Source organism: Nitratireductor sp. J20-h4 (genome assembly GCF_056780505.1).
The window spans coordinates 905,831-927,955 of record NZ_CM165557.1; the positions used below are offsets into that span (position 1 = coordinate 905,831).

The window sequence follows — 22,125 nt, forward strand, 5'->3', positions numbered from 1 at the left end:
CTCAACTCGCGTGATTGCGCTCGACGGTGAGGTGGGCAAAGCCGGCATTGCCGACCCGCGCCAGATCCTTGGTCACGGCTTCGGCCCAGCGATGGCCGCGGATGGCGCCGTTGCGCGCACCGGAGATGATATTGTCGGAAATCACCGCCGCGCCGGCGCCCTCGACCACGGAGACGGCAATACCGGTGCCGGCGTCGCGGATGACGTTGCCGCTCGCCGTGACGTTGCGCAGATAAGGTCCCCAGCCGAGATGGAGGCCGAACAGCGGCGCGTTTTCCACCACGTTGCCGGTGACGGCGGTGTCGGCCTCGGCGGTGATGCCGACCCCGAAACCGGGTGAATCGGCCGGATAGGGGCCGGTCTGCGACAGGTTGCGCACCAGATTGGCCGCGCAGACGGCCAGACGACCGCCCTCGTTGAAATTGACGATCGAGATGCCGTTGGCCGCGCCGTCGACGATATTCGACGAAATCGCCGCGCCCTCGAAGGCGAATTCGGAATAGATCGCGGTTTCGCCCGAACGCAGGCAGCTATTGCCGGTGATCTGGATGTTGTTGCCGCCATTGGCCCGGATGGCGGAAAAGGCGCAGTCGGCGATCCGGTTGCCGGATACCATGACGCCGCCCGCGCGATAGACGTTGATGCCGTTGCCGAACGGCCCGGTGCCGCCATTGCGCGCCGCGATGCGCTCGACGCGGTTGCCCGACACGATGGTGGCGTCCTCGCCCGCCTGCCAGCGATGCACCAGAATGCCGCCATTGCCGCAATCGGCGACCGTGTTGCCGGTGATCGCGAGGCCGCCGGCCTGGACACTGTAGATCCCGGCGTCGGCGGCGCCCGAGATCTGGCTGCGCTCGATGCGGCCGGCGACGTTTTCCAGCGCCAGCGCGTGCTTGCCGCTGCCCAGAATGCTGCAATTGTCGATGACGAGATGGCGCGCGCCGCGCACCGTCACGAGACCGTCGACATGATCGCCCAGCCAGCGATTGGCGCCGTCGATCAGCAGGCCGGAGATTTCCAGATGGTCGGCCGCCTCGGCCAGGAACAGATGGCCGTTGCCGCCGTAAAGGATGCGCGAGGCGCCCGGCACGCCGGTCAGGCGCAGCTTGCGCGGCAGGACCAGGTTGGAAACCACGTAGTCGCCGGGCGGCAGATAGACCGGCGCGTCGCGCTCGGCCGCCTTGTCGAGCACCCGGGCAAAGGCCTCGCTCTGGTCGTCGTAAAGCCCGGGCTGTACGCCGAGTTCGCTCGCGTCGAGCGTGCCGCGGATCGAGGCCGTCTCAATACCGGACAGGGCAGCGCCCTGCGCGGCGCCGGCGGCGAGCCCGCCGGCGCCGGCCAGCCCGGCCAGGAACGCGCGTCTGTTCAGCATTGGCACAGCTCCAAGGTTCGTCACCCTGGCGGAGCAAGTGCCATGCCAGCCCGATGCGGCGCGGGCGCTGGCGGTGCCTGGCGGTGACGGGTGGACGCTTCAGGTTTGTTCGGTGTGGTCGCGCATGAACGCCGCGGCGCCGGCCTCGTCGATCTCGCCGGCGGCAACCATAAGGACAAATTGGGTCAGGCTGGCGTCGTCGGTCTCCAGGCTCCAGCCATTGAAGACGAGGAAAAGGTCGGTCGCGGCCAGCGCCGCTCGTTTATTTCCGTCCACAAACGGACGGTTCTTCACAATGCCGAAGAGGTACGCTGCTGCCAGGTCGAATATGTCCGGTTCGCCATAGATTGCCTTCTGGGGCGGTCTCGCCAAAGCGGATTCGAGCATTCCGACATCGCGAATGCCTGGCGCTCCGCCGTGCAAGCGAAGCTGTTCAGCATGCATGGCCTCAACGAATTCCCGCGTGTGGAATTCCGTCATTTCGCGAGCGCGCGGTACGTGACCTCGTATTTTCGCATGCGTTCACGCGCGATCTTCATCTTGCGCTCGAACTCGTCGGCCGAATCCTCGACGCGTCGCATGCGTAGCTCGTCCCCTTCCTTGAAGACGACAACACTATCCCCAGCCTTGAGATTGAGGCTTTTCAAAAGTTCTTTCGGCAGGATCACGCCTTCGGAATTGCCGATCTTGCGGATGACGGTGTTCATGGTCGCGGCCTTGCCGTTGCAACGCTCATTATAACAGCGCGAGGCATGTGTTGCAACGCGCGTTGAAACGAGGTTGCGTTACCGCGCCAGAAGCGTGTCGATGAGGTCCTCGGCGGCTTCGGGGATCACCGTGCCGGGCGGGAAGATCGCCGTCGCGCCGGCCTTCAACACGGCGTCGAAATCGTCCGGCGGGATGACGCCGCCGGCGACGATCATGATGTCGTCGCGGCCGAGCCTGGCGAGCGCCTGCGACAGTTCCGGCACCAGCGTGAGGTGGCCGGCTGCCAGCGAGGAGGCGCCGACGATCTGCACGTCGTGCTCGGCGGCCAGCTTGGCGATCTCCTCGGGGGTCTGGAACATCGCGCCGACGATGACATCGAACCCCAGGTCGGCGAACGCGGTCGCGATCACCTTCTGGCCGCGATCATGGCCGTCCTGTCCCATCTTGGCGACCAGCAGGCGCGGCGCCGCGCCGGTCTTTTCGCGGAAGGCCTCGACCTTCTCGTGAACCCGCTCCACCACCGGGTCCTCGCCGATCTCCTTGCGGTAGACGCCGCTGATCGTCTGGATGGTGGCCACGTGCCGGCCGAACACTTTTTCGAGCGCCAGCGAGATCTCGCCGACCGTGGCCTTGGCGCGGGCGGCCTTGACGGCGAAGTCGAGCAGGTTGCCGCCAGCGCGCGCGGCGTCGGTGAGGGCGGTGAGCGCGCTTTCCACCGCGGCCACGTCGCGGGTGCCCTTGAGTTCCTGCAATTTGGCAAGCTGGCGGGCGCGGACCTGGGCGTTGTCGACCTTCAGCACGTCGACTTCCATGTCTTCGGCCGGTTTGAAGGCGTTCACGCCGATCAGCGCCTGGCGGCCGGAATCGATCCGTGCCTGGGTGCGGGCCGCGGCTTCCTCGATGCGCATTTTCGGCACGCCCTTTTCGATCGCCGCCGCCATGCCGCCGAGGCTTTCGACCTCCTCGATATGGGTGAGCGCGCGCGCCACCAGATCGTGCGTCAACCGTTCCACGAAAGCCGAGCCGCCCCAGGGGTCGATGATGCGGGTGGTGCCGGACTCTGCCTGCAGGATGATCTGCGTGTTGCGGGCAATACGCGCGGAATGGTCGGTCGGCAGCGCCAGCGCCTCGTCGAAGGCGTTGGTGTGCAGCGACTGCGTGCCGCCCTGCGTGGCCGCCATCGCCTCGATCATGGTGCGCACGATGTTGTTGTAGGGATCCTGGGCAGTCAGCGACCAGCCGGAGGTCTGGGTATGGGCGCGCAGCGCCAGCGATTTCTGGTTGTTCGGCGCAAAATTCTTCTGCACCAGGCTCGCCCATAACAGTCTGCCGGCGCGCTGCTTGGCGACCTCCATGAAGAAATTCATGCCGGCGTTCCAGAAGAAGGACAGCCGCGGGGCGAATTTGTCGATGTCGAGGCCGGCCGCCACGCCTGCGCGGGCATACTCGATGCCGTCGGCGATCGTATAGGCGAGCTCCAGGTCGACCGTCGCGCCGGCTTCCTGGATGTGATAGCCTGAAATCGAGATCGAGTTGAATTTCGGCATCCGCTGCGCGGTGTAGGAAAAAATGTCCGAAATGATCCGCATCGAGGGTTTGGGCGGATAGATATAGGTGTTGCGGACCATGAACTCCTTGAGGATGTCGTTCTGAATGGTCCCGGCCAGGTCCTTTTCGGCCACGCCCTGTTCCTCGGCCGCGACGATGTAGAGCGCCATGATCGGCAAGACGGCGCCGTTCATGGTCATCGACACCGTCATCTCATCGAGCGGGATGCCGTCGAAGAGCTGGCGCATGTCGAGGATCGAATCGATCGCAACGCCGGCCATGCCGACATCGCCGGCCACCCGCGGGTGGTCGCTGTCATAACCGCGATGGGTCGCAAGGTCGAAGGCGATCGAAAGCCCCTTCTGGCCGCTGGCGAGGTTGCGCCGGTAAAACGCGTTCGATTCCTCGGCCGTGGAAAACCCGGCATATTGGCGGATCGTCCAGGGCCGCTGGACATACATGGTCGGATAGGGGCCGCGGACGAAGGGCGGGGCGCCGGGAAACGTGTCGAGATGGGCGAGGCCGGCGAGATCGTTCTCGCCGTAAAAGGTCTTGATGGCGATCCCTTCCGGCGTTTCGCGCACCGCCGCGCCGTCCGGCGCGGCAAGGCTCGCCGGCTTCTGCCAGCCGATCGTCGAAAAATCCGGGATCATGCGTCTTCTCCGACCTGCTCGTCGAGGCGCTGCGGCGAAAGCCTCTCGCAAAACGTCGTCCCGTCCGTTGGCGCGGGGCGGCTTTCGGCGGCAAGCGTGGCGACCGGGCGCTCCTCGGCGAGCGGATAGAGCGTGGTGCCGACGATCGCGCGCCGGCCCTCGCGCAGCGCCGCCCGGCGCTTTGCCGCGGCCGTCTTCACCCTGGCCTGGAAGGCCCCGGCAGCGAGGCTCTTGAGCGCGCCGCCTTCCTGCTCGATCTGCTGGAACTCCGCCCAGGCCGCTTCGCACAGCGCTTCGGTCAGGTGGGCGATGCCGCCCGAGCCGGCCGAGGGATCGGCGACGAAACCGATGCCGGCCTCCTGGGCGAGCACGAGCTGGGTGTTGCGCGCCGCCCGGCGCGCGAAACCGTCGGGCAGGCCATGGGTGAGCGTGTGCGGCAGCACCGAAATCGAATCCGCCCCGCCGGCGGCGGCGGCGAAGACGGCGATCGTGGCGCGCAGGATGTTGGTTTCGGGGTCGCGCGCCGTCATCATCCGCCACGACGTCTCGGCGTGGATGGAGGCCGGCGACGGCTCGATGCCGCAGACCTCCTGCGCGCGCTGCCACAGGCGGCGCAGTGCGCGCATCTTGGCGATGGTCGCGAACTGGTCCTGGTCGGCCGCGACGGCGAAGCCGACATGCGGCGCGGCGTAGATCAGAGGCTGGCGCGCCTTTTCGAACATGCGCAGATGCGACACGGCCGAGGCGAGCATAATGCCCAGTTCCTGCGCGGCGCTGGCGCCGCCATTGTGGCTGACGCGACCGTCGGCTTCCAGGAGCACGCCCGGCAGGCCGAGCGCAAAGAAATGGGCCAGCGATTGCGGCATCGACGCCTCGAGCGCCTCGATCGACATGCGCAGGCGCCCGGTGCCGGCGAAGATCGCGGCCGGATCGATCCCGAAGGACAGATGCAGACGCGTCGGGTCGGCGCGCTTGGCTGTCAGCGAGGCGACCAGCCAGTCGATCGAGGAGCGGCTCATCGGATGGGTGTCGATCCGCAGCGCAAGCCGGCTGAGCGGCACCCCGTCGAGCGCCTTTTCGAAGGCCGCGTCAGTACACGGCAGACCGTAACCATAGGCGTTGGGCGCCCCCTCGAACACGATCGCCAGCCCGGTCGCTCCGCTTTCCACATCCGCCATCGCCTGGCGGTTGGCGCGCACCGGGTCAGGGTCGTCGACACGCTGGACGACACGCCAGGGCGCGGCGGGGTCGACACGCGAGATCGGCTGGGGGCGGGGCGAGCGCGGGTACAGCGGATCGACGCGGATGCCATCATCGGTAAAGGAGACCAATGTTTCGTCGAAATCGGCGCCCTTGAGCGCCTTTTCGGCGATCACTCTCCATCCGGCGGCGTCGATGTCGGCAAACGTCATTCCGCTGATTAGTTTATGCTCCATGGCGTTCCGGCTCGATCCTTCCGTTCTCCTCCCGACAGACTAAAGGCCCCGGACTTGGCCGGCAATGACGCCGATCGCCTCGCGCGAATATTGGCGCGCCTGCAAGGCGGGTGCTCCCTCCTTCGGCTCACGTCATGTCAGTGCCGGCGCCGCGGTTCGGTCTGCCAGCGCTTTCCGATACAGTCGGTCGAGCCGGCGGGCAACCGGGATTTTGGCAAAAGTGCGAACGGCCGTTCTTGCGGCGTGGCGCGCGGCGGCGTTGTCGGCCGGCGCCGGGCTGTTTATAGGAAGACAAAGCGGCCGGCGCCCGGGCCCGTCGCGGGATTGCCGGAGACAAGACGCATGGCGCAGGACGACAGCCTTTTCATAGGGGCCAGCCGAAAGCCCGACGACAGCTATCAGGCGGCCGAGCGGCTGTTGCTGAAATACGCCAATCGTCACGGTCTGGTTACCGGCGCGACGGGTACCGGCAAGACGGTGACCTTGCAGATCCTGGCCGAAGCGTTTTCCAATGCCGGCGTTCCGGTGTTCTGCGCCGACGTCAAGGGCGACCTGTCGGGCATTGCCGCGATGGGGGAGGCAAAGGATTTCCTGAGCAAGCGCGCCGAAACGATCAGGCTCGATCCGTATGAGTTCCAGGAGTTCCCGGTGATTTTCTGGGATCTGTTCGGCGAGAAGGGTCATCCCATCCGCGCCACCGTGTCGGAGATGGGACCGCTGTTGCTGTCGCGCCTGATGAACCTGACCGATGCGCAGGAAGGCGTGATCAACATCGCCTTCCGTATCGCCGACGAGGAAGGCCTGCTGCTGCTCGACATGAAGGATCTGCAGGCAATGCTGGTCAATATCGCCGAGCGGGCTGACGAGATCAGCAAGGTCTACGGCAATGTCAGCAAGGCCTCGGTCGGGGCCATCCAGCGCTCGCTGCTGGTCCTCGAACAGCAGGGGGGCGCGCATTTCTTCGGCGAGCCGGCCTTGCGCATCGAGGATCTGATGCGCACGACCCGCGACGGGCGTGGCGCCATCAGCGTTCTGGCCGCCGACCGGCTGATGATGAATCCCCGCCTTTATGCGACCTTCCTGCTGTGGCTGTTGTCGGAACTGTTCGAGGTGCTGCCCGAGATCGGCGATCCCGACCGGCCGCGCCTGGTGTTCTTTTTCGACGAGGCGCATCTTCTGTTCGACGAGGCGCCGAAAATCCTGCTCGACCGGGTCGAGCAGGTGGTGCGGCTCATCCGCTCGAAAGGTGTCGGCGTCTATTTCGTGACGCAGAATCCGCTCGACGTGCCCGAGACGGTGCTGTCGCAGCTCGGCAATCGCATCCAGCACGCCCTGCGCGCCTATACGCCCCGGGAGCAGAAGGCGGTCAAGACGGCGGCCGAGACCTTCCGGCCCAACCCCGATTTCGACTGCGCCACCGCGATCACCCAGCTTGGCGTCGGCGAGGCCCTGGTCTCCACGCTGGAGGCCAAGGGGGTGCCGTCGATGGTGCAGCGCACGCTGATCCGTCCGCCTGCGTCGAGGCTGGGGCCGATCTCCGAAGCGGAACGCGAGAAAATCAGCGCGATCAGCCCTGTCGCCGGCCAGTACGATACGCCGGTCGACCGTGAATCGGCCTTTGAGATTTTGCAGAAACGGGCCGCCGAAGCCGCCCAGGCCGAGGAGGAGGCGACGCGCCGCGAAGAGGAGGAGGACGGCCGCGAGGCCAAGCGCACGCGCTGGACCCTGCCGGATTTCGGCGAAGGCGACGCCGACCGGCGCACGCGCACGACCACGCGCAAAACCACGCGGCGTGCACCCACGCGCCGCCGCAGCTCCAATCGTCAAAGCGTGACCGAAGCCGCCATCAAGTCGGTGGCGCGTTCGGTCGGCACGTCGCTCGGCCGCGCCCTGGTGCGCGGCATTCTGGGCAGTCTCAAACGGGGGCGCTGAGGCTTTGGCGGTAACCGGTCAGGAAACCGCCGCCGAAACGCCCGACGTGACCAGGATCGGCGTGCGGTTGGGCACGCGGTCGTAAAGGTCCATCACGTCCTGGTTGAGCATGCGCACGCAGCCAGACGAAACCGACTTGCCGATCGTCCACCATTCCGGCGAGCCGTGGACCCGGTAAAGCGTGTCGACGCCGTCCTGGAAGATGTAAAGCGCGCGCGCGCCGAGCGGGTTCATCAGCCCCGGCTCCATGCCGCCATTGCGGACGCTGTATTTTTCCAGTTCCGGCTTGCGCGCGATCATCTCGTCCGGCGGGGTCCATGTCGGCCATTTGCGCTTCCACTGGATGACGGCGCGGCCCGACCACTCGAAGCCCGCGCGGCCAAGACCGACGCCGTAGCGCAGCGCCTGGCCGTTCTCGCGCACCAGATAAAGGAAGTGAGCCGAGGTATCGACCACAACGGTGCCGGGGCGCTCGCCTGTCGGATCGGGAACCAGCCGGCGCAGATAACGGCGGTCCATCTTGTCGATCGGCACCGCGGGCACGTCGAAGCCGCCATCGGCTACCGGCGCGTACATGGTGGCGTAATTGCCGAAGGCCGAGCCCGGTCCGGCATCGTCCTTCGGCTTGTCTGCCGGGGGAATGCCGCTCGTGGTCGTGCACGACGCCAATGCCAGCGACGCCGCGCCGGCCGCCGCGCCGGAAAGAAGCGAGCGCCGTGTTATGGACGCGGACTTTTGGTATGGGCCGGACATGCTACCTCGCAAAGAAAGCCACTAGAAACGATTCAACGTCCGGCACGCCGAACATTTCCTCCCGCCGGGCCGATATGCCTGATCGAATGCGGCCGTGGGGTGAAAAAACAAAGGCAGCCTTGTGGCGACGGTTCGACTGTTGCGTCTTTGCAACAGGCGGCGAGGGGTCAACGGGTCTCCACCAGCCCGTTCAACGACGGCAGGATCAGCGCCGGCGGATAGTCGCGATATTCGTCCGGCTGGCCGGCGCGATTGATCCACACGGTGCGGAAGCCGAACTTGGTGGCGCCGGCGATGTCCCACCGGTTGGAGGATTGGAACGAGACGGCTTGCGGGTAGAGCCGCCAGGCGGTGGTCGCCATGTCGTAAACGGCCGGATCGGTCTTGAAGCGCGCGACGTCGTCGACGGAGAAAATGTCGTCCAGAACCAGGTCGAGCGCGGCGGATTTCACCGCCGCCTCCAGCATGGCGCGCGATCCGTTCGACAGGATCGCCACTCTAGCCCCGTCGGCCTTGAGCGCCTTCAGGACCGCCGGCACTTCCGGGTAGCAATCCAGGTGCCAGTAGGCGTCGAGCAGGTCCTGGCGCAGCGCACTGTCGGCCGAGGGCACGCGCTCGAAGGCATGGTCGAGTGCTTGTTCGGTCAGTTGCCAGAAATCGACGAAGGCGCCCATCATGGTGCGGACCCAGGAATATTCGAGCTGTTTTGCGCGCCAGATTTCCGACAGCAACCGACCGTCCGGCCCGATCGCCTCGGCATGGCGGCGCACAGCGGCGTGGACGTCGAACAGCGTTCCGTAGGCGTCGAAGATGAAGGCGGAATGGCGCATTGTGGTCGGGTCCCGGTTGGAAAGACTTGATCCGATGGTCCGTATCGGGTCAAGGGTGGTTGGCGCAATCACACTGTCGACACAGGCAATTGACGCCGCGCCATGAACCACTATCCAATTGACGCCGCGCCATGAACCACTATCCATAGGTCAGCAACAAAGGACGTTCCAATCATGGCAGTTGATACGACCGCGCAGTCGCTGACCTTGACCTATCTCGACGGTGACTGGCACGAAGGCAATATCCCCATCATCGGTCCGCGCAGCCATGCCATGTGGCTCGGCACGACCGTGTTTGACGGCGCGCGCTGGTTCGAGGGCGTGGCGCCGGATCTCGACAGGCATTGCGAGCGGATCAACGCCTCGGCGATCGCGCTCGGGCTGAAACCGACAGTCTCGCCGGAGGAGATTTTTGGCCTGACGATGGACGGGCTGAAAAAATTCGACGGCAACACCGCCGTCTATATCCGGCCGATGTACTGGGCCGAGCACGGCGGTTATATGGGCGTTCCGGCCGAACCCGACTCGACCCGCTTCTGCCTGTGCCTGTACGAGGCGCCGATGATCTCGCCGTCCGGCTTTTCGGTGACGGTGTCGCCGTTCCGCCGCCCGACCCTGGAGACGATGCCGACAAACGCCAAGGCCGGGTGCCTTTACCCCAATAATGGCCGCGCCATCCTCGAGGCCAAGTCGCGCGGTTTCGACAACGCGCTGGTGCTCGACATGCTGGGCAATGTCGCTGAAACCGGCACGTCGAACATTTTTCTCGTCAAGGATGGCGAGGTGTTCACGCCGATCGCCAACGGGACCTTCCTGTCCGGCATCACCCGCGCGCGCGCCATCGCGCTGCTCGACGCCGCCGGGCTGCGGGTGAACGAAAAGACGCTGAGCGTCGGCGATTTCCTCGATGCCGATGAAATTTTTTCCACCGGCAACCATTCCAAGGTGGTGCCCGTTATCCAGATCGAGGACCGGCGCCTGCAACCCGGCCCGGTCGCCGAACGCGTGCGCGCACTCTACTGGGAGTGGGCGCATTCGATAACCGTCTAGGGGCCGCCCCCGACGATACAAGGTTGGGCCGGGCCCGTTGCGCAAGCCGGGCGGGAGGCTTAACTGAACGTATCAACCCGTTCGTGTTTAAGAAGGAGATTGACGATGGCTTTTGAATTGCCGGACCTGCCCTATGATTATGAGGCGCTGCAGCCCTATATGTCGCGCGAGACGCTCGAATATCACCACGACAAGCATCACAAGGCCTATGTCGACAACGGCAACAAGCTGGCCGCCGAGGCCGGCATGGACGGGCTGTCGCTGGAGGAAATCGTCAAGCAGTCGCACGGCAAGAACCCGGGCCTGTTCAACAATGCCGGCCAGCACTACAACCACATCCATTTCTGGAAATGGATGAAGGGCGGCGGCGGCGGCAAGAGCCTGCCGGGCAAGCTGCAGGCGGCCGTCGACAGCGATCTGGGCGGTTACGACAAGTTCCGCGCCGATTTCATCAATGCCGGCACCACCCAGTTCGGTTCGGGCTGGGCCTGGCTTGCGATGAAGAACGGCAAGCTGGAAATCATGAAGACGCCGAACGGCGAAAACCCGCTGGTGCACGGCGCGGTGCCGATCCTTGGCGTCGACGTGTGGGAACACTCCTATTACATCGACTACCGCAACGCGCGGCCGAAATATCTCGAAGCCTTCGTCGATAATCTCATCAACTGGGATTATGTGCTCGAATGCTACGAAAAGGCGGCTGGCTGAACAGGCCGACGCAGACGCATTTGTCTCGCATGCAACGGATCCCGGTTCAGGCCGGGGTCCGTTTTTGTTGACAGTCTGTCGACAGGTGCAATGCTCGCTTTCACACAAGCGTGATGACGCGTGAACCGTTTCTCGGCCATTATCACGCTGTAACGCCTTTGATTTCTTCCCCTGAACACCCTGGAGGATGGTTGATGAAGAGAGTGTTTTTGGCAGGCGCGTTGCTTGCGGTGACGGCGTCGCTGTCGTTCGCCGGCGCCGTCGAGGATCGCCAGGCGGTGATGAAGTCGATGGGCAAGGCGCTCGGACCCCTGGCGGCGATCGCCAAGGGTGAAAACGCCTTCGACGCCGGCGTGGTCGAGCAAAACCTGACGGCCCTGAACGAGGCCGCCCAGAAACTCGATGTCGCCGTCCTGTTTCCCGAAGGCAGCACGGCGGGCGAAACCGCTGCCCTGCCGGCGATCTGGGAGAACATGGCCGATTTCCAGGAGCGCGCCGACAAGCTGAAGGCCGACGTCGCCGACGTGGCGTCGTCCATGCCCGCCGACCAGGCCGGCGTGCAGGCCGCGCTCGGCAGGATCGGCCAGAATTGCGGCGGCTGCCACGAAAACTACCGCATGAAGAAGAACTGACCAGGCCGATCCGCTTGTCAAAATCCACCCTCGGCAGGCTCGCCCTTGTCCTCGTCGTGCTCGGCGTGGCGGGCGGGCTTGTCCTTTTTTACCTGTCGGGACCAAACCGGCTGCCGCGGGAAGCCGTCGCGGCGCTGCCCGAGGGCGACGCCGCGCGCGGCGAGCGCATGTTCTGGGCCGCCGGCTGCACGTCCTGTCACGCGCGGCCGGGGGCAAAGGGCGATGCGATCCTGGAACTGGCCGGCGGGCTGGAACTCAAAACACCGTTCGGCACGTTCGTCGCGCCGAACATCTCGACCCACGAACAAGACGGTATCGGCGGCTGGTCGGCAGGCGACTTCGCCAACGCCATGCTGCGCGGCGTGGCGCCCGACGGAAGCCATTATTACCCGGCCTTTCCCTATGCCTCCTATGCACGCATGCGCCCGGCCGACATCGTCGACCTCTATGCCTTCATGCGCACGCTGCCGGCTGTGGCGGGTGTAGCACTGGGCCACAAGCTCGCATTTCCCTTCACCATCCGTCGCGGGCTGGGGCTCTGGAAACAGCTTTATCTCGACCCGGAACCGGTGATCGCGCTTGGTCCCGACGCCGACGAAAAGACGCGTGCGGGGCGCTATCTCGTCGAGGGGCCGGGCCATTGCAGCGAATGCCATACGCCGCGCGGCTTCACCGGCGGCTTGAAGACGGAGGCATGGCTGGCCGGCGCCGTCGCGGCCGAGGGCGACGGCATCGTGCCCAACATCACGCCCGGCGAGGGCGGCCTGTCGTGGTCGGCGGGCGATATCGCCTATTATCTGGAATCTGGCTTCACGCCCGATTTCGACACTGTCGGCGGGGCCATGGTCGCGGTCCAGAAGAACATGGCGCGGCTGCCGGCCGAGGACCGCGAGGCGATCGCGGCCTATCTCAAGGCGGTGCCGCCGCGCCCGAACGGTTATCCCGTCCGTAACTGAACGCCCGGCCGCGCGACAAACCCGCGCCGCGCGGGATCATCGCCCCAGGCCACCCTGCGGTGGTGCGAAGCGCGGATATGGACGAATTGCGGAGGCGTGCGGCGGGCATTCTATCGTGGCTTGCAATAGGCCGACTTCTCGCCCGCGCTGTGGTCGGAGCGGATGGCGTAAAGCCACGCCTCGCAACGCGCCTTGCTGGCAAAGCAACCCGCCTCGAAGATCATCTGGTCGCGGAACATGCCCTTTTGGCCGATGCCGCGAAAACTGCCGAAATAGGGATCATCGGGATGCTGACTGCATATGTTGGGCATCTCGCGCGGCCGCTCGCCGGGCCGCTCGACGATCTCTCCGGCAAAAACCGGAAGCGCGAGGGCCGACAAAAGCAGGGAACCGGCCAGACAGAATAGTGCGGTAGGCGCGTTGCGGGTCATGGAGAGCTCCTTCGCAAACGTTTGCTATGCCCCTTCCTGCAAAACAGAGCCTATTTGCGTCTGCGGTGCAACTGCCGCGCCTGGAGCCGTTGCTCTCAAGAAGACCGATTCATCTCAAGTTGAACGACCGTCGGCAAGGCCGACCACTTTCAGCGCGAAGGCGTAGGCAAAGGCGATCTCCTCCAGCCGCGAGAACCGCCCGGACGCCCCGGCGTGGCCGGCGTCCATGTTGATGCGCAACAGCACCGGATTGTCTCCGGCCTTGCGCTCGCGCAGGCGCGCCACCCATTTCGCCGGTTCCCAATAGGTCACGCGCGGATCGGTGAGCCCGGCCAGCGCCAGGATCGGCGGATAGGTCTTGGCCTCGACATTGTCGTAGGGCGAGTAGGCGGCGATCGTGCGGTAGTCGTCGGCCGATGTGATCGGGTTGCCCCATTCCGGCCATTCGGGCGGGGTCAGCGGCAGCGTGTCGTCAAGCATGGTCTCCAAAACGTCGACGAACGGCACCTCGGCGATGATGCCGCCGAACAGCTCCGGCGCCATGTTGGTGACCGCGCCCATCAGCATGCCGCCGGCCGAGCCGCCCTGCGCGACGATGCGGCCCGGCGCGGTATAGTTTTCGGCGGTGAGATAGCGCGCCGCGGCGACGAAATCCTCGAACGTGTTGGTCTTCCGGTCGCGCTTGCCGTCCTCGTACCAGGCATAACCCTTGTCCTTGCCGCCGCGCACATGGGCGATCGCATAGACGAAGCCGCGGTCGACCAGCGACAGGCAGTTGGTGTTGAAGGAGGCCGGGATCGCGATCCCGTAGGAGCCATAGCCGTAGAGCAGGCAGGGCGCGCTGCCGTCGAGCGGCGTGTCGCGGCGATAAAGCAGCGAGACGGGCACCAGCGTGCCGTCATGCGAGGGCGCCATCAGCCGCCGTGTCACGTAATCGTCCGGGTTGTGGCCGGACGGGACTTCCTGGGTCTTACGCAGCACCCGTTCGCGCGTGCGCATATTGTAGTCGAAGACCTGCGAGGGCGTGGTCATCGACGAATAGGCGAACCGGATCGTGTCGGTGTCGTATTCGAGCGATCCGACGAGACCGAGCGAATAGGCTTCCTCCTCGAACGCCACCACATGCTCCTCGCCGCTTTCGCGTTCGTGCACGACCAGCCGCGGCAGGCCGTCCTTGCGCTCCAGCCGCACGAGGAAATCGCGGAACGCCATGATCGACAGGATCAGCCGGCCCGGCTCGTGTGCGACGAGTTCCCGCCAATTGGCCTGCGAGGGATCGGAGACCGGCGCCGTCATCACCTTGAAGTCCTTGGCGCCGCCAATATTGGTGAGCACGAAGAAGATGTCGCCGCCTTCCTCGAGATCGTACTGCACGCCGGTTTCGCGGGGACGCACGCATTTTGGCGCGGCCGTTGGATCGGCCGCCGGCAGGACATGATATTCCGATGTCTCGTGGTCGTGGATGGCGACGAACACCCAGTCCTGGGCGCGCGTGCCGCCGACATTCATGAAGAAGCCCGGATCGGTTTCCTCATAGATGAGACGGTCGCTCGCCGTATCGGTTCCCAGGCGGTGGAAAAGCACTTTCGACGGGCGGTGGTTCTCGTCGAGCCGGGTGTAAAAAAAACCGTCATTGCCGGCCGCCCAGACACCGCTGCCGCCGGTATCGGCGACCCGGTCGTCAAGATCGGCGCCCGTTTCGAGGTCGCGCACTTTGAGATCGTAGAATTCCGACCCCTTGTCGTCATAGCCCCACAGCAGCCGGGCATGGTCGGGCGAATGGTCGGCGCTGCCGAGGCGGAAATAGGGTTTGCCCCCCGCCTCGGCGTCGCCGTCGAGCAGCATGTCGTGTGCCCCGCCGTCGCGCGGCGTGCGAAAGAAGCGCGGCTGCTGGCCGCCGGTCCTGAAGGACGTGCCGTAGGCATAGGGGCCGTCCGGCATTGGAACCGAGGAATCGTCCTCCTTGATCCGGCCGCGCATCTCCGCAAACAGCGTCTTCTGCAGCGCTTCCGTGTCGCCCATCATCGCTGCCTGATAGGCGTTCTCGGTGTCCAGATGGGCGCGGATGTCGGCCGCCAGCGCCGACGGGTCGCGAAAGACCTGCTGCCAGTTCTGCGCCCGCAGCCAGGCATAATCGTCGACGCGGGTAATGCCGTGATGGCTGGTTTCGACGGGGCGTCGTTCGGCCGTCGGAGCCGGAATATCCGGAAATTTTTCGGTTTTCGCCATGGAACCTTCTCGAAACGCGGAGTGGGTGGGCGTGTCTTGAACACGACATGAACGGGCCGATCAGCCGGTATTCAACCCAGCTATGGCATTCCCGCCCGGTAATCAAATGAACACACAGCAAACCGGAGGGAATGATGATAACGCGCAAATGCCTTGCCGCCGCCCTTGTCGCGACGACCGTGCTCGGCGCCCAGGCCGTCGAAGCCGGAGCCTCGGCCTTTTACGGCTGGCAGGTCGCCAACGTACCGTGGGGCGACACGCTCAACGTGCGCAAATATCCGGCCAGCCATTCCCAGAAACAGGCGGCCTATCCAAACGGCACGCCGTTGCAGATGACCGGGCGCTGCACCAAGGGGCTTTCGCTCGACGCCATCGCCGGCCTGTCGGCCTGGCAGCAATCGCAGGCGGTGCGCTATCGCTGGTGCGAGGTCTGGCATGACCCCAAACAGACCGGCGACTGGACGGTCGGCTGGGTCTACGGGCGCTATATCAGCCCCTATTGAAGCCGACGGTCGCGGTTTTGCGCGCACCAGGGGACGCCGGCGCCAATTTTTGCGTTGCGCCCGCGGCCCTGGCGGCATTGCCGCTCATGCGCCCGTTCGCCGTGCGTGGCCCGGGGTTTTCCACAGCCCGCTGTCCCGGTTTTGAACCGTGGCGGGCGTTCGCATCGTTTTTGCGCCGTTCGCAAGCTGGCGCCGGAATTTCCCGTGCGCGAGGCGCGGCGAGGCGCCGCATTCGCTTGCCCGGCGAGGGGGGAGCCGCTATGTCACGACACAATAGCATCACCGGCGCGGCGGCTCGCGCGAAAACAGGACTTTTGAATGGCGAGCGGATCGCAATCGCTGACCTTCTTCGCGCTAGTCTTGCCGTTTCTTGCCGCGTTGGCCGCGCCGTTCCTGACACGGGTGTTGAAACACAACGCCGCCTGGGTGCTGGCGATCGCGCCAGCCTTCATCTTTGTCCATTTCGCCGGGCTGCTCGACACGATCGGCGACGGGGCCACCGTGTCGGGTGGCTACTCCTGGATCCCCAGCCTCGACATTCGCTTTTCCTGGTTCCTTGACGGCCTGTCGCTGACCTTCGCCCTGCTGATCTCGGGCATCGGCACGCTGATCGTGCTGTATTCGGGCGGTTATCTGAAGGGCCATCCCCAGCTCGGCCGGTTCTTTTCCTTCATCCTCCTGTTCATGGGCGCGATGCAGGGGCTGGTCGTGTCCGACTCGTTCCTCACCCTGTTCGTGTTCTGGGAACTGACCTCGATCACCTCCTTCCTGCTGATCGGCTTCGATCACAGGCGCGAGGCCTCGCGCCGGGCCGCCATCCAGGCGCTGGTGGTGACCGGGCTCGGCGGGCTGTCGCTTCTGGCCGGCCTGCTGGTGGTGTGGATCGCGACCGGCGAAACCGAGCTTTCCGGACTGCTGGCCGCCGGCGACACGATGCGCCACAGCGCCTTGTATCTGGTGGCGCTGGTGCTGGTTCTGGGCGGCGCGTTTACCAAATCGGCGCAGTTTCCGTTTCATTTCTGGCTGCCCAACGCGATGGAGGCGCCGACCCCGGTGTCGGCCTATCTCCATTCCGCGACCATGGTGAAGGCCGGCGTCTATCTCGTCATGCGGCTCAACCCGGCCTTCGGCGGCACGGATGCCTGGGAAACCGTGCTGCCGGTGTTCGGCGGCACGACGCTGATCGTCGGCACGCTGCTGGCGATCCGCCAGACCGACCTGAAGCTGATGCTCGCCTACACGACGGTTGCCTCGCTCGGCATACTGGTCATGCTGACCGGGCTCGGTTCCGACAAGGCCGTCGAGGGCGCGGTGCTCTATCTTGTCGCTCACTCCCTGTTCAAGGGCACGCTGTTCATGGTTGCCGGTGCGATCGACCATGAAAGCGGCACCCGCGACATCACCAAGCTGGGCGGCCTGCGCCGCGCGATGCCGATCACCTTCGCAGCCGCGCTTCTGGCCGCGCTGTCGATGGGCGGGCTGCCGCCCTTTTTCGGCTTCCTGGCCAAGGAGGAGATCTACGCCGCATTGCAGTTCCAGGACGGCTGGCACGGCCTGTTCACGCTGGTCGCCATTTTCGGCAACGCGCTGATGCTGGTGATCGGGTTCGCGGTGGCGCTGAAGCCGTTCCTGGGCCCGCGCGTGGCGACGCCGAAAGAGGCCCATGAAGGGCCGCCCCTGCTATGGCTCGGGCCGCTGACGCTGGCACTCGTCGGGCTGGTCTCGGCGCTGTTATCCGAAAGCGCGCACCATTTCGTGTCGAGCCCGATGGCGAGCGCGGTGGCGGGCAATGACATCGCGGTCCACATTTCCGTCATCCCCTATATCAGCGTGCCGCTGGCGCTTTCGGTGCTGACCGTCATTTTGGGCATCGTCATCTACTGGTTCCTCGACCGGGCACGCGCGGCGATGGCGGCGCTGCTCGCCGCGATCGGCTGGGGACCGGACCGCGGGTTCGACCAGGTAATCCGCGGTCTGCTGCGGATGTCGTTCGCCGTGACGCGGATCATCCAGAGCGGCCGGATGGAAGTCTACATGACCGTTACCTTCATCGCGATCGCGCTGGCCCTGTGGGCGCCGATGACTGTGTTCGGCGAGTTGCCGGCAATGCCCGAGATGCCGAACCTGCCGTTTTACGAATGGACGGTGATCGCGATCGCCGTCATCGGCCTCGGCGCGGTGGTCTACGCGCGGGACCGGCTGACGGCGATCGTGTCGCTCGGCATCCAGGGCTTCGCGGTGGCGCTCTTGTTCATGCTTTTGGGCGCGCCCGATCTGTCGTTTACGCAATTCATGGTCGAAACACTGTCGGTCGTCATCCTTGCCCTGGCGATGACGCGACTGCGCCTGCATCCAAGCGACCATCGGCCGACCAACGAAAAACTGGTCGACATCGCCGTGGCGGGGGCGTGCGGCGCCGGCTTCGGGTTGCTGATCCTGAAGGTGACCCAGATGCCGTTCGACGACAGCCTGTCGGCGTTCTTCAAGACCTATTCCTATGTGATCGCGCACGGGCGCAATGTGGTGAACGTCATCCTGGTCGATTTCCGCGGCCTCGACACGCTCGGCGAAATCGCCGTCGTCATGATCGCCGGTCTGGCGATCCTGGCCCTGATCCGCGTGCGGGTGCCCAAACCGGCCGCCGGCGGCAAGCAAGGCGGCTGACATGAGAACCGTCATCTTCCGCACCAGCGCGCCTTATCTGACCAGCCTGATGGTGCTGTTTTCGGTGTTCGTGCTGCTGCGCGGCCACAACGAGCCCGGCGGCGGCTTCATCGGCGGCCTGATCGCCGCCTCCGCCTTTGCCATTTACGGTATCGCATGCGGGGTGTCGCCGGTGCGCAGGGCGCTTTATTTCCACCCGATGGCGCTCTCCGGTTTCGGCCTGTTCCTGGCGGCGCTGTCGGGCTTCGCGTCGCTGTTTTTCGGGGTGCCGTTCCTGACCGGCCTGTGGACGTCGCCCGAAATCCTGGGTGTGACCGTCGATCTGTCGACGGTGCTATTCTTCGATATCGGGGTCTATTTCGTCGTCGTCGGCTCGGTCACCTCGATCGCGCTTGCGCTCGAAGAACGGGAGCGGCTGTGATGGAAACCGCGTTGTCGGGGCTGGTCGGGCTGTTTTATGCCGTTGCGATCTATTTGATGCTGTCCAAGCACACGATCCGGATGATCCTGGGCATCGTGATCCTGGGCAACGCCGTCAACATGACCATCTTCGCCGCCGGGCGGGTGTTGCGCGAGGTGCCGCCGATCATCCCGGCCGGCTTCGACACGCCGCCCGAATCGGTCGCCAACCCGCTGCCGCAGGCGCTCGTCCTGACGGCGATCGTGATTTCGTTTTCGTTTTTCGCCTTCCTGTTGGTTCTGGCCTATCGCGCCTACCAGGAACTCGGCACCGACGACACCGATGAGATGCGCGTGGCCGAACCCGATGGCGAGGCTCCGCCGCCGATGGGATACTGACCGAGATGGCCGTAAGCAGCGAAAACACCGTCGATCTCGGCGCGGCGATGGTGACCGCGCCGACGGCGCTCGCCGACTGGGTGGTGATCCTGCCGGTCGCGCTGCCGATCCTGGGTGGCGCGATCCTGCTGATGGTGCGCCATCAGGTCCGCCTCCACGCCTGGATGGCGGTCGTCGTGGCGGTCGCGACCCTGGCCGCGACGACCGCACTGCTTGGCCGGGTCATCGCCGAGGGCGCGCTGGTGATGACGATGGGGCGCTGGCTGCCGCCTTTCGGCATCAGTTTCAACGCCGACGCGCTTGGCGCGACCTTCGCGCTCACCGCCACCTTCGTCACGCTCCTGGGGGCGCTGTTTGCGATCCGCGACATCGACGCGACCGGCCGCCGCTACGGTTTCTACCCGTTCCTGCTGTTGATGCTGGCCGGCGTCAACGGGTCCTTTCTGACCGGCGATCTGTTCAATCTCTATGTCTGGTTCGAGGTCTTCGTCATCTCGTCGTTCGGACTTCTGGTGCTCGGCTCCGAACAGCGCCAGATCGACGGCGCGAGCAAATACGCCGTGCTCAATCTCGTCGCAACGACCGTGTTTCTGATCGCCACCGGCGCGCTCTACGGCACGCTCGGCACGCTAAACATGGCCGATATCGCCAACAAGATCGGGGCCGTGCGCGAGACAGGCCCGCTGATGACGATCGCCACCTTGCTGTTGTTGGCCTTCGGCATGAAGGCGGCCGCCTTTCCGCTCAATTTCTGGCTGCCGGCCTCCTATCATACGCCGCGCATCGTCACCTCGGCGCTGTTCGGCGGCCTTTTGACCAAGGTCGGCATCTATGCGTTGCTGCGCTCGATGATGGTGCTGTTCCCGCTCGAGCGGGTGGTCTTGTCGGAGCTGATCGCCTGGGTTGCCGGCGCGACGATGGTGCTGGGTATCATGGGGGCGCTGGCGCAGTCGGATCTACGCCGCATCGTCGGTTTCGTCGTGGTGTCGGGCATCGGTGTGATGCTGGCCGGCCTGGCGCTCGGCAGTCCGCTCGGACTTGCCGGCACGGTGCTCTACGCGGTCCATTCCATCCTGATCATGACGGCGCTCTATCTTCTGGTCGGCCTGATGTACGAGGCCGGCGGCAGCTATTCGCTGCACGATATCGCCGGTCTTTACCGGGCGCATCCGTTGTTGGCGGCGATCGCGTTCGCGCTGGTGCTGGCGGCGGCGGGCCTGCCGCCTTTGTCGGGCCTGTGGCCCAAGGTCGTGCTGGTGAAGGCATCGCTGGATGCGGGCATGTGGTGGCTTGCGATCGCCATCCTGGTGAGCGGGATCCTGACGACGATCGCGCTCGCACGGGTGTTTGCGCTGGCCTTCTGGCGCGACCGGCCGGACGCAGGCCAGGCGGCCGGCGACGGCACGGCGGCGCAACTCGGCGGCGGATATGCCATATTGGCTGGATTGCTGGTGCCGGCACTATGGATCGGCGTTTATCCCGAGCCGGTCTTACAACTCGCGCAACTCGCCGCGGCCGGGTTGACCGACCCGTCCGCCTATCTGGAGGCCGTCTTTCCGCTGGGACCCGGCTCATGATCCTCTATCTGAACCATATCCTGCTTGCCCTGGCCTGGATGGCGATCACCGGCTCGGCCAGTTTTTCGAATTTCCTGCTCGGCTTCGCGTTCGGGGCGGCGGCGCTCTATCTCATCCGCGAGCAGGTCGGATCGCTGGGCTATTTCGCGCGCGCGCGCCGCGTCGTCGCGCTCGCACTCCTGTTCGCCTACGAACTCGTCCTGTCGGCCTGGCGCGTTGCGGTCCTGGTGCTGCAGCCCAGGATGGACCTGAAGCCCGGCATCTTCGCCTATCCGCTCAAGGTCGACCGCGATTTCGAGATCACGCTTTTGGCCAATCTGATCACGCTGACGCCGGGAACGCTGTCGGTCGACGTATCGGAGGACCGCCGTTTTCTTTATGTGCACGCGATCGATTGTTCCGATCCGGACCAGACCCGGTTCGACATCGCTACCGGTTTCGAGCGCAAAATCCTGGAGGCGTTCCGGTGAGTGGCGGCGAATCTTTTCTGGCTCTGGCCGAGAACGTCGCGCTTGGCCTGCTGAGCCTGTCCTTTCTGGTCACGGTGTTTCGCGTGATGCGCGGCCCGACGCTGCCCGACCGCATCATCGCGCTCGACATGCTGGTGTCGGTGGCGATCGGCTTCATCGCCGTGATCGGCATCAAGACCGGCATCACGCTTTATGTCGATGTGGCGATCGCGCTTGGCCTTGTCGGCTTCCTGGCCACCGTCGCCTTCGCGCGTTTCGTAATGAGCCGCCGTGCCGGCGAGGAGGGCGAGACGCCACCGCCAAGGAGCGAGGCAAAGCCATGATGGCCGAATTCTACAATTACCTGGTGGGCGTTCTGATCGTGATCGGTGCGGCCTTCGCGCTGGTCGCGGCGATCGGGCTGGTGCGCCTGCCTGATTTCTACAGTCGCACGCACGCCGCGTCGAAAGCCGGTACGCTGGGTGCCTGCGTGGTTCTGATCGCGCTCAGCATCTATACCGATGATGCGTCGGTGACCACGCGCGCGCTCGCCGGGGTGGTGTTCTTCCTTCTGACCGCACCGATCTCGGCTCACCTTCTGGCCAGGGCCGCCTATATTGCCGGTTACAAGCTGTGGCATGGGTCCGTGCACGACGACATGGCGCGGCAGGACAAGACCGCGCCCGCCACTATCGACTGACGCAGGCGCCCGGCCCGAACGTTTACGGTCGCGACGGGAGGACGTTTCAGACAAGCGGCGACGCCACAGCTTTGCGCCACAGTTCTGTGTCGATCACGGCTTCGTATCCGCTGCTGGCGCTATGTCGATCCCGACGAAATCCCGTTATGGTCCGCAAACTCTACTTTGAAACTGCTATGCGTCGTAAAAAGCGCGT

Annotated in this window: 22 protein-coding genes; 13 read left to right on the plus strand and 9 right to left on the minus strand. The window is 65.2% G+C overall.

Features of this window, described 5'->3' with window-relative positions; genetic code table 11:
* Position 1 precedes the first annotated feature (1 nt).
* The 5 genes from ACT2B0_RS04365 to ACT2B0_RS04385 form a co-directional block, all read right to left on the minus strand.
* Positions 2-1,372 (minus strand): TIGR03808 family TAT-translocated repetitive protein, encoded by a 1,371-nt coding sequence (locus tag ACT2B0_RS04365; RefSeq protein WP_348289863.1) that lies wholly within the window; start codon positions 1,370-1,372, stop codon positions 2-4.
* Between the two features lie 99 nt (positions 1,373-1,471).
* Positions 1,472-1,852, minus strand: a complete 381-nt coding sequence (locus ACT2B0_RS04370) for a type II toxin-antitoxin system death-on-curing family toxin (protein ID WP_348289860.1) — start codon at positions 1,850-1,852, stop codon at positions 1,472-1,474.
* Entirely contained in the window at positions 1,849-2,079 is a 231-nt protein-coding gene (locus ACT2B0_RS04375; RefSeq protein WP_156715445.1) for an AbrB/MazE/SpoVT family DNA-binding domain-containing protein, read from the minus strand. Before ACT2B0_RS04375 ends, ACT2B0_RS04370 begins: the two co-directional genes overlap by 4 nt.
* A 78-nt stretch (positions 2,080-2,157) precedes the next feature.
* Positions 2,158-4,281 carry a methylmalonyl-CoA mutase gene (gene scpA, locus ACT2B0_RS04380; RefSeq protein ID WP_473461868.1) on the minus strand — a complete coding sequence of 708 codons (2,124 nt, stop codon included), beginning with the start codon at positions 4,279-4,281 and terminating at the stop codon, positions 2,158-2,160.
* Complete coding sequence (locus ACT2B0_RS04385; RefSeq protein ID WP_473461871.1) at positions 4,278-5,717, minus strand: methylmalonyl-CoA mutase family protein; 1,440 nt, start codon at positions 5,715-5,717, stop codon at positions 4,278-4,280. Before ACT2B0_RS04385 ends, scpA begins: the two co-directional genes overlap by 4 nt.
* 342 nt (positions 5,718-6,059) lie before the next feature.
* Between ACT2B0_RS04385 and ACT2B0_RS04390 the strand changes: the two genes are divergently transcribed.
* Positions 6,060-7,649 carry a helicase HerA-like C-terminal domain-containing protein gene (locus ACT2B0_RS04390; RefSeq protein ID WP_348289851.1) on the plus strand — a complete coding sequence of 530 codons (1,590 nt, stop codon included), beginning with the start codon at positions 6,060-6,062 and terminating at the stop codon, positions 7,647-7,649.
* Between the two features lie 18 nt (positions 7,650-7,667).
* On the opposite strand, the gene ACT2B0_RS04395 is transcribed toward ACT2B0_RS04390, so the two are convergent.
* Both ACT2B0_RS04395 and ACT2B0_RS04400 read right to left on the minus strand, forming a co-directional pair.
* Positions 7,668-8,402 (minus strand): L,D-transpeptidase, encoded by a 735-nt coding sequence (locus tag ACT2B0_RS04395; protein WP_473461873.1) that lies wholly within the window; start codon positions 8,400-8,402, stop codon positions 7,668-7,670.
* A 167-nt stretch (positions 8,403-8,569) separates the two neighbouring features.
* Complete coding sequence (locus ACT2B0_RS04400; RefSeq protein WP_473461876.1) at positions 8,570-9,232, minus strand: haloacid dehalogenase type II; 663 nt, start codon at positions 9,230-9,232, stop codon at positions 8,570-8,572.
* A 174-nt stretch (positions 9,233-9,406) separates the two neighbouring features.
* Between ACT2B0_RS04400 and ACT2B0_RS04405 the strand changes: the two genes are divergently transcribed.
* The 4 genes from ACT2B0_RS04405 to ACT2B0_RS04420 all read left to right on the plus strand — a co-directional run bounded on the left by ACT2B0_RS04405 (position 9,407) and on the right by ACT2B0_RS04420 (position 12,578).
* Positions 9,407-10,282, plus strand: coding sequence for a branched-chain amino acid aminotransferase (locus ACT2B0_RS04405; RefSeq protein WP_473461878.1), 876 nt, complete (start codon positions 9,407-9,409; stop codon positions 10,280-10,282).
* A gap of 105 nt (positions 10,283-10,387) precedes the next feature.
* On the plus strand, positions 10,388-10,990 hold the full coding sequence (locus ACT2B0_RS04410) for a superoxide dismutase (protein ID WP_473461879.1): 603 nt from the start codon (positions 10,388-10,390) through the stop codon (positions 10,988-10,990).
* Between the two features lie 194 nt (positions 10,991-11,184).
* A complete protein-coding gene (locus ACT2B0_RS04415) occupies positions 11,185-11,622 on the plus strand; it encodes a c-type cytochrome (RefSeq protein WP_473461882.1) in 438 nt (145 codons plus the stop codon).
* A 14-nt stretch (positions 11,623-11,636) separates the two neighbouring features.
* The gene (locus ACT2B0_RS04420) at positions 11,637-12,578 is read left to right on the plus strand and encodes a cytochrome c (RefSeq protein ID WP_473461885.1); all 942 of its coding nucleotides are present in this window, start codon (positions 11,637-11,639) and stop codon (positions 12,576-12,578) included.
* 110 nt (positions 12,579-12,688) lie between these two features.
* On the opposite strand, the gene ACT2B0_RS04425 is transcribed toward ACT2B0_RS04420, so the two are convergent.
* The gene (locus ACT2B0_RS04425) at positions 12,689-13,009 is read right to left on the minus strand and encodes a hypothetical protein (RefSeq protein WP_348289831.1); all 321 of its coding nucleotides are present in this window, start codon (positions 13,007-13,009) and stop codon (positions 12,689-12,691) included.
* 114 nt (positions 13,010-13,123) lie between these two features.
* A complete protein-coding gene (locus tag ACT2B0_RS04430) occupies positions 13,124-15,238 on the minus strand; it encodes a S9 family peptidase (RefSeq protein WP_473461887.1) in 2,115 nt (704 codons plus the stop codon).
* Positions 15,239-15,372: 134 nt separating this feature from the next.
* On the opposite strand from ACT2B0_RS04430, the gene ACT2B0_RS04435 reads away from it, so the two are divergent.
* The 8 genes from ACT2B0_RS04435 (at position 15,373) to mnhG (ending at position 21,929) form a co-directional block, all read left to right on the plus strand.
* Positions 15,373-15,741, plus strand: coding sequence for an SH3 domain-containing protein (locus ACT2B0_RS04435; RefSeq protein WP_473461889.1), 369 nt, complete (start codon positions 15,373-15,375; stop codon positions 15,739-15,741).
* 318 nt (positions 15,742-16,059) lie between these two features.
* Positions 16,060-18,405, plus strand: a complete 2,346-nt coding sequence (locus ACT2B0_RS04440) for a putative monovalent cation/H+ antiporter subunit A (protein ID WP_473461894.1) — start codon at positions 16,060-16,062, stop codon at positions 18,403-18,405.
* A 1-nt stretch (position 18,406) separates the two neighbouring features.
* Positions 18,407-18,826: a Na+/H+ antiporter subunit B gene (locus tag ACT2B0_RS04445; RefSeq protein ID WP_106571068.1), complete on the plus strand. Its 420-nt coding sequence runs from the start codon at positions 18,407-18,409 to the stop codon at positions 18,824-18,826.
* Entirely contained in the window at positions 18,826-19,203 is a 378-nt protein-coding gene (locus tag ACT2B0_RS04450) for a Na+/H+ antiporter subunit C (protein ID WP_348289819.1), read from the plus strand. The genes ACT2B0_RS04445 and ACT2B0_RS04450 overlap by 1 nt, the downstream gene beginning before the upstream one ends.
* A 5-nt stretch (positions 19,204-19,208) precedes the next feature.
* Entirely contained in the window at positions 19,209-20,780 is a 1,572-nt protein-coding gene (locus ACT2B0_RS04455) for a Na+/H+ antiporter subunit D (RefSeq protein ID WP_473461896.1), read from the plus strand.
* Entirely contained in the window at positions 20,777-21,250 is a 474-nt protein-coding gene (locus tag ACT2B0_RS04460) for a Na+/H+ antiporter subunit E (protein ID WP_106571065.1), read from the plus strand. Before ACT2B0_RS04455 ends, ACT2B0_RS04460 begins: the two co-directional genes overlap by 4 nt.
* Positions 21,247-21,573 (plus strand): cation:proton antiporter, encoded by a 327-nt coding sequence (locus ACT2B0_RS04465; RefSeq protein WP_348289813.1) that lies wholly within the window; start codon positions 21,247-21,249, stop codon positions 21,571-21,573. The genes ACT2B0_RS04460 and ACT2B0_RS04465 overlap by 4 nt, the downstream gene beginning before the upstream one ends.
* Positions 21,570-21,929 carry a monovalent cation/H(+) antiporter subunit G gene (mnhG, locus tag ACT2B0_RS04470; RefSeq protein WP_348289810.1) on the plus strand — a complete coding sequence of 120 codons (360 nt, stop codon included), beginning with the start codon at positions 21,570-21,572 and terminating at the stop codon, positions 21,927-21,929. The genes ACT2B0_RS04465 and mnhG overlap by 4 nt, the downstream gene beginning before the upstream one ends.
* The last annotated feature ends 196 nt before the right edge of the window (positions 21,930-22,125 follow it).

Excerpts from the sequence above, each read along its gene's own strand:
- ACT2B0_RS04435 (WP_473461889.1), top strand. The coding sequence starts at position 15,373 with ATGATAACGCGCAAATGCCTTGCCGCCGCCCTTGTCGCGACGACCGTG.
- ACT2B0_RS04400 (WP_473461876.1), bottom strand. The coding sequence starts at position 9,232 with ATGCGCCATTCCGCCTTCATCTTCGACGCCTACGGAACGCTGTTCGAC.
- ACT2B0_RS04430 (WP_473461887.1), bottom strand. The coding sequence starts at position 15,238 with ATGGCGAAAACCGAAAAATTTCCGGATATTCCGGCTCCGACGGCCGAA.
- ACT2B0_RS04365 (WP_348289863.1), bottom strand. The coding sequence starts at position 1,372 with ATGCTGAACAGACGCGCGTTCCTGGCCGGGCTGGCCGGCGCCGGCGGG.
- ACT2B0_RS04460 (WP_106571065.1), top strand. The coding sequence starts at position 20,777 with ATGATCCTCTATCTGAACCATATCCTGCTTGCCCTGGCCTGGATGGCG.
- ACT2B0_RS04425 (WP_348289831.1), bottom strand. The coding sequence starts at position 13,009 with ATGACCCGCAACGCGCCTACCGCACTATTCTGTCTGGCCGGTTCCCTG.
- ACT2B0_RS04415 (WP_473461882.1), top strand. The coding sequence starts at position 11,185 with ATGAAGAGAGTGTTTTTGGCAGGCGCGTTGCTTGCGGTGACGGCGTCG.
- ACT2B0_RS04390 (WP_348289851.1), top strand. The coding sequence starts at position 6,060 with ATGGCGCAGGACGACAGCCTTTTCATAGGGGCCAGCCGAAAGCCCGAC.
- ACT2B0_RS04375 (WP_156715445.1), bottom strand. The coding sequence starts at position 2,079 with ATGAACACCGTCATCCGCAAGATCGGCAATTCCGAAGGCGTGATCCTG.
- ACT2B0_RS04395 (WP_473461873.1), bottom strand. The coding sequence starts at position 8,402 with ATGTCCGGCCCATACCAAAAGTCCGCGTCCATAACACGGCGCTCGCTT.
- ACT2B0_RS04410 (WP_473461879.1), top strand. The coding sequence starts at position 10,388 with ATGGCTTTTGAATTGCCGGACCTGCCCTATGATTATGAGGCGCTGCAG.
- ACT2B0_RS04370 (WP_348289860.1), bottom strand. The coding sequence starts at position 1,852 with ATGACGGAATTCCACACGCGGGAATTCGTTGAGGCCATGCATGCTGAA.
- mnhG (WP_348289810.1), top strand. The coding sequence starts at position 21,570 with ATGATGGCCGAATTCTACAATTACCTGGTGGGCGTTCTGATCGTGATC.
- ACT2B0_RS04405 (WP_473461878.1), top strand. The coding sequence starts at position 9,407 with ATGGCAGTTGATACGACCGCGCAGTCGCTGACCTTGACCTATCTCGAC.
- ACT2B0_RS04385 (WP_473461871.1), bottom strand. The coding sequence starts at position 5,717 with ATGGAGCATAAACTAATCAGCGGAATGACGTTTGCCGACATCGACGCC.
- ACT2B0_RS04440 (WP_473461894.1), top strand. The coding sequence starts at position 16,060 with ATGGCGAGCGGATCGCAATCGCTGACCTTCTTCGCGCTAGTCTTGCCG.
- ACT2B0_RS04455 (WP_473461896.1), top strand. The coding sequence starts at position 19,209 with ATGGCCGTAAGCAGCGAAAACACCGTCGATCTCGGCGCGGCGATGGTG.
- scpA (WP_473461868.1), bottom strand. The coding sequence starts at position 4,281 with ATGATCCCGGATTTTTCGACGATCGGCTGGCAGAAGCCGGCGAGCCTT.
- ACT2B0_RS04450 (WP_348289819.1), top strand. The coding sequence starts at position 18,826 with ATGGAAACCGCGTTGTCGGGGCTGGTCGGGCTGTTTTATGCCGTTGCG.
- ACT2B0_RS04445 (WP_106571068.1), top strand. The coding sequence starts at position 18,407 with ATGAGAACCGTCATCTTCCGCACCAGCGCGCCTTATCTGACCAGCCTG.